6 protein-coding genes are annotated in these 5,967 nt (G+C 32.1%); all 6 read left to right on the top strand.

The genetic code is table 11. From position 1 onward, the window contains the following. Positions 1-155 precede the first annotated feature (155 nt). The 6 genes from RR876_RS16445 to RR876_RS16420 are packed head-to-tail and all read left to right on the top strand — an operon-like array spanning position 156 to position 5,821. Positions 156-2,231: a BglG family transcription antiterminator gene (locus RR876_RS16445; RefSeq protein WP_332637126.1), complete on the top strand. Its 2,076-nt coding sequence runs from the start codon at positions 156-158 to the stop codon at positions 2,229-2,231. Further along, the gene (locus RR876_RS16440; protein ID WP_332637125.1) at positions 2,215-3,030 is read left to right on the top strand and encodes a BtpA/SgcQ family protein; all 816 of its coding nucleotides are present in this window, start codon (positions 2,215-2,217) and stop codon (positions 3,028-3,030) included. Before RR876_RS16445 ends, RR876_RS16440 begins: the two co-directional genes overlap by 17 nt. Before the next feature lie 2 nt (positions 3,031-3,032). After that, a complete protein-coding gene (locus tag RR876_RS16435; RefSeq protein WP_332637124.1) occupies positions 3,033-3,314 on the top strand; it encodes a PTS sugar transporter subunit IIB in 282 nt (93 codons plus the stop codon). Continuing rightward, the gene (locus RR876_RS16430; protein WP_332637123.1) at positions 3,304-3,978 is read left to right on the top strand and encodes a hypothetical protein; all 675 of its coding nucleotides are present in this window, start codon (positions 3,304-3,306) and stop codon (positions 3,976-3,978) included. Before RR876_RS16435 ends, RR876_RS16430 begins: the two co-directional genes overlap by 11 nt. After that, positions 3,972-5,330 carry a PTS transporter subunit IIC gene (locus RR876_RS16425; RefSeq protein ID WP_332637122.1) on the top strand — a complete coding sequence of 453 codons (1,359 nt, stop codon included), beginning with the start codon at positions 3,972-3,974 and terminating at the stop codon, positions 5,328-5,330. The genes RR876_RS16430 and RR876_RS16425 overlap by 7 nt, the downstream gene beginning before the upstream one ends. A gap of 14 nt (positions 5,331-5,344) precedes the next feature. Further along, positions 5,345-5,821, top strand: coding sequence for a PTS sugar transporter subunit IIA (locus RR876_RS16420; protein ID WP_332637121.1), 477 nt, complete (start codon positions 5,345-5,347; stop codon positions 5,819-5,821). The last annotated feature ends 146 nt before the right edge of the window (positions 5,822-5,967 follow it).

Raw genomic sequence — 5,967 nt, 5'->3', positions numbered from 1 at the left:
TTGATTCTTCCTTTTTTATTAAGTTGTATATTTAATTACCTACAAAATTGTAAAAGCTAACTGGGCATTTATTGTATTACGAATATACAAAGTTTGATCTTCTATCTTCTCAAAATATTGATATAATTTAATCACAAGTCAAAGGAGACACAACATTGAATAATTTAATTGTTCAGATTTCACAGATCTTAAAAAAACATGGAGGCTCAGTATCCCTAGATTTAGCATGCGAAACATTAGGGGTTACTAGAAGAATGCTTAATTATAATTTGAAAAAACTGAATGATATTTTACTCGATTTGAATGAAGATATTGTACAACTTGAAGATGGTGATTTAATTATTAGTATTGATAGCGCTGTCAAGTTAAAAGAATATTTTATTACTATTAAGATGGAAGATTACATTTATTCTTCAATTGAAAGAAGAGGACTTGTGTTTATTATAATTGCTCTGTATCCTGGAGTACTAACAATTGATTTTTTATCCGAGATTATAGGTGTCAGTAGGAGTACACTAACTTCTGAAATCACTGATATAAAGAATTTTTATTCTAAGCAAAATTTTACTTTAGAATACTTACCTACTCAAGGATATATTATTGTTGGTTCTGAAAGCGAAATAAGATATAAGGTCGTTGATCTATTATATAGTTTCGAAAACTATGTAATAAAAAACATCTTAGATGAAGCTTTTCTTAATTGGAGTTCAGGAATTTCACAAATCTCAAACGTTGATCTCATTGATGTTATAGAAAGCATTATTTTGGAGAGTGAAGAGAGTGCTCAAGTCAGTTATATTATGAGTTCAAGATATGAACTAGTTCGGTATATGTTAATTATTTATTTAAGAAACAATAAAGACGCTAATTCAAATATGTTTATTGATGAACTCCAATTTAAAGAAGTGCACGCTGCTAAATATATAGTGAAACGACTCCAAAACAATGGTATTAAGATCGTTGATGATGAAATTAGTTATATAACATCACTACTTCTAGGGACAAAGCTGGCGGGTTTAAATAACCAACCCGTTGAACAAGATATTCTAGAGATGGCTACATTATTATTAAATTCATTCATTAGTAATTGCATGATGGAAACTGAAATTAAAAATGATTTGTTCAAAATATTTGTGATTCACATCAGGTCGATGATTTATCGGATAAAGTTCAACATTAAAATAGACAATGATTTTACTGAAAATATATTGCTGCAATTTCCATTTTTGACTCAATGGGCAAGACTAGCAGTTAATGATTTTGAGAAACGCTTTGGCATCATTATAGAACAAGACGAATTTGTTTATTTGTGTATCTATTTTGGAGCTTTTATTAAAAGATCTAATGACTCTTCAAAGATAAATCAAAAAAAAATTCTAATAGTTTGCGGAGCCGGAGCAGGAACTTCATACTTTGTCAAAAACCAACTTGAAACTATATTGGGCGATGGCTATAAATATGACATTGTCGATTATAAGAATTCGTATGAAATCAATAAAGACTTATACGAGTTAATTGTTACTACTGTTGATTTTAAAAATACCAGTGATTATTATATTAAAGTAAATACAGTTTTAACAGAACTACAAAAACTTAAAATTTTGAATTGGGGTTTGTATGAAAGGAGTGAATCTTCAAAAGCAAATAATATAAGCAAAATTATTGACATTGTGGAGAAATATGCAGATATAAATGATAGAGTTAATTTAGTAGGAAGTTTGAGAAGAGAGTTTAAAGCAGAAAATGAAAAAAAATTAACATTAAGAGAAATATTTAAAGAACAACATTTCCAAGTCATAGAGGAAGAAATCAACTATAAGGAAGCAATACGACTAGGATGTCAACCACTACTAGATGACGGTATAATTGATAATGTGTATTCTGATGAAATCTTAGAAATAACAGAAGAGTTGGGGCTGTACGCAGAATACGTTCCTGGAGTATTACTCGCTCATGCAAAAAGTGATGGTCACGTACACGCTGTAGGGATAACAAGCACAATTTTTAAAAAGCCTGTTCAATTTAAAAAATGGGGCAAGGAAATTTCAGTAATTATTACTTTAGCTACATATAATACAAAGGCCCACTTGGTTGCTTTAAACGAACTATTTGAGTTATTAAAGAATAAAAGGCTTTTAAAATTGATGCTTAATTATGAAGATGTAAATGAAAATGAAATTAAAAATATATTCGGAATTGGAAGAGGAGAAAAAAATGAAAACTTGGATTAATGATGTTTTTGGTAAAGACAAGGCAATTATTGGATTGTGTCACTTAATAGCACTACCCGGAGATCCCTTATACGATGAAGAAGGTGGTATGGAAAAAGTTTATCAGTTAGCAAAAAATGATATATTGGCGCTACAAGATGGAGGAATTGATGGTATTCAATTTACAAATGAATTTAGTCTTCCTTACACTTCTAAAGCAAATTTTGAAACTGTAAGTGCGATGGCTCATATTATCGGTCTTTTAAAGTCAGACCTTAAGGTTCCATTTGGAGTTAACTGCATTGGTGATGCCATAGCGACAATTGGCTTATGTGCTACAACAGGAGCATCATTTACAAGAGGTAGCTTTCACGGTACATGGGCAACAAATGGTGGACTAATGAATTCTACGTGTGATCAGGTTTATCGTTTGAGAAATAATTTGCGTTATAATGATCTCAAACTTGTCCATTATGTTTTGCCAGAGAGTTCAGCTGATATTGGAAATAGAGATATTGTTCAAAGTTTGAAAACACACGTATTTCTAAATTCGCCAGATGCACTTGGTGTTGCAGGAACGGTTGCAGGGCAACCTGTAGACATAAATTTGTTAGATAAATTTAAAAAGGAATACAAAAGCATACCATTATTTGCAGTAACAGGCGTGGGTGTTGATAACGCAAAAGAAATAATGGCACATGCAGATGCTGCATTTGTAGGAACTTCTCTTAAAATTGATGGAGTGTTTAGTAATCCTATTGACATTGAAAGAGTTAAAAGCCTAATGGAAATAATGGCTGAAATAACTGGAGGAAATTAAAAATGAAAAAGGTATTAGTAGCTTGCGCGAGTGGTATTGCTACCTCGACACTTATAGTAAATAAATTGAGTAACCTGTTTAGAGATCAAGGTGTCAAAGTTGAAATTGTACAGTGTTCGTACGGGGAAGTAAACAGTTATGTTAAAAATGTAGATCTGATCGTTACAACTCAAAAGTTTCCTGTAGATTTTAAAAAACCTACACTAATAGGATTCGCGTATCTAACAGGTATGGGGGAAGCAGAATTAAATGGAGAAATTATGAGGATAATCAATGAATCCTAGAAAAGTAATTTATCCATCAATTTATTCATCAGATCATTTATATCTTGCCTCAGAAATGAGCAAAGTACAAAATTTGGGATTCGAAACTTTACATGTTGATATACAGGATGGAGTACAATCATCAGAAATATCATTTGGTATTAAAGTTTTGCGAAGACTAAATCAAGAATGCAAAATGGATTTAGACGTCCATTTAATGGTTGATGATATCGAAGGTTTTGTCGAGAAGCTTAGTGATTTAGATAAAATTACTACTGTTTCTTTTCATCCAACCAAGACAGATTATCCACTAAGAGTTATAAATAAAATTAAGAGTTTAGGATTTAAGGTAGGATTTGTTTTTATGGTAAAGGATCCTATTGATTTATATAACGTGTACAGTGATCAAATAGAACAAGTAATGATTGGAACTTCAGAACCAGATGGCCAAGCTAATTTGTTCTTAGAGAGTTCACTAGATGTTATTGAGAGTGCGAAACGTGTGTTCCCAGGCAAAGATATTTTAGTCGATGGAAATATTAATGTAAAGAATTTATCGAGGGTTAAAAAAGCTGGGGCTAACCACTATATTATTGGTAGAGAAATATTCTCGAACACAAGAATCAAATTTTTAATGGGAGAATATGAAGAAATTTTAAAAAATAAGGAGGAAATTAAATGTTAAAAGTTTTGGAGTTTTTTAAGGGGATTGGTGACGCAGTATCAGGTATGGGTAGTGTTGTAATGGTTCCAGTAATCATTATATTTGTAGGGCTATTCTTTAGAGTAAATTGGAAAAAAGCAATAAAATCAGGGCTACTTATGGGGGCTGGATTTCAAGGTATTAGTTTAGTAGCAGGACTATTGGGACAAACATTAAGCCCCGCAGCAGCACTATTATTTGAAAGATTTAATATAAATTTACAATTTGTGGATGCTGGATGGGCAGCAGCAGCTGGTATTGCGTACTCAACGCAAATTGGAGCATTTATTATACCAATGATTATTTTATTCAATATTATAATGTTATCATTGAAGTTAACTAAAACAGTAAATATAGACATTTGGAACTATTGGCATTATGCATTTATTGGATCATTAGTATTCGCAATGACAGGCAGTTTATGGCTTGGAGTAGTTGGAGCACTAGCGTATTGCGCATTCGCGTTGAGAATGGCAGATTACAATGCTCCAGATGTACAAGAAATGTTAGGTATACCAGGAATATCTATTCCACAAGCAGCAAGTATTTCCACAGCTCCTGTTGCTTATGTTATGGAATGGGTTTATGATAGAATTCCAGGATTTAAGAACTGGAAATTAGATGCGACAGAATTGAATAATAAGATGGGGCTTCTGGGCGACCCAATAACTATTGGATTTATTTTAGGGGCAGCATTAGGATTCTTAGTAGGCTATGATGTAAAAGCATCATTAGAAATGGGTGTTAAATTAGGTGCAGTAATGTTATTATTGCCTCGTATGGTAAAAGTCATTATGGAAGCTTTGTTACCTGTTTCAGAAGCAGCAAAAGAGTTCATGCAAAAACGTTTCTCAGGAGAAGAATACTACATTGGTCTTGACTCCGCAGTTGCTGTAGGTCACTCCAGCGCAGTTGCAACAGCTGTACTAATCATTCCGGTTTATGTTTTATTCACAGTCTTATTACCATTTAATCAAGTATTACCTTTCGGAGCTCTAGCTGGGACTGTCTATTTTGGAGCGATTATAGGTATCGTCCACAAAGGAGATTTCTTAAGAACATTTATTACAAGTGTTATACTAGTTGTAATTGCATTTGCTGCTGCGACATATATTGGCCCTATGGTTACAGAAGTCGCACAAGGTATTAATTATGCATTCCCTGATGGTGCAGCGGGTATTACTTATTTTAGTCCAAGTGGCTTGTCATATTTAGTGATATTAGGCGCGCTAAAGTATGAAATCGTTGGTACGGTTGTACTATTAGCAGTATTAGTTGTATTCTTCTGGTTAACAAGAGATAAAAAGGTTAAAAAGACAAAGACAGTTGAGTAAATGAGGGTAGCTATATGAACAATGAACAAGAAATAATTCAGAATCTCTTTGACTCAGATTTAGTTTTTTATAAGCCAAAGGTTGAAAACTACACTGAACTATTCACAATGATGTCAAAAGAATTGATGAAAAGATCATTGGTCAAGGAAGGATTCCTAGATTCTATATTGCTTAGAGAGGAAAATCATCCAACTGCTATACCATCTGAGTTCGTAAATTTTGCTATACCCCACACATCTCCAGAATATGTGTTAGAAAATAGAATATGCACTATTGTATTGGAAAAACCAATGAAATTTCAAAATATGGTTGATAAGAGTTTAGATGTAGAAGTAGAGATTGTTTTCATGATATTAATTACTGATGGAAACAAACATGTTAAAGCTCTTAGTAAAGTTATGGACTTAGTTGAAGATAGAGAATATGTAGATAAATTGTTGAATAGTTCATCAAAAACCAATCTACAGGATGTGTTATCACAAAAATACTAATATGAGAAATGAACAGTATTATAATTCTAATTGATAAAACCTCTATTATTTAAGAGGTGACAGCAGAAATGTTTTAATTTATTTAGTTGATAATTGTATAGTATAATAATTCTATACAATTATCAACTTTTTATCTTATAATGTAT

It is taken from the genome of Acinetobacter sp. (genome assembly GCF_036666595.1).
Classification (GTDB): Bacteria; Pseudomonadota; Gammaproteobacteria; order Pseudomonadales; family Moraxellaceae; genus Acinetobacter.
This window is presented reverse-complemented; position numbering and strand designations above follow the sequence as displayed.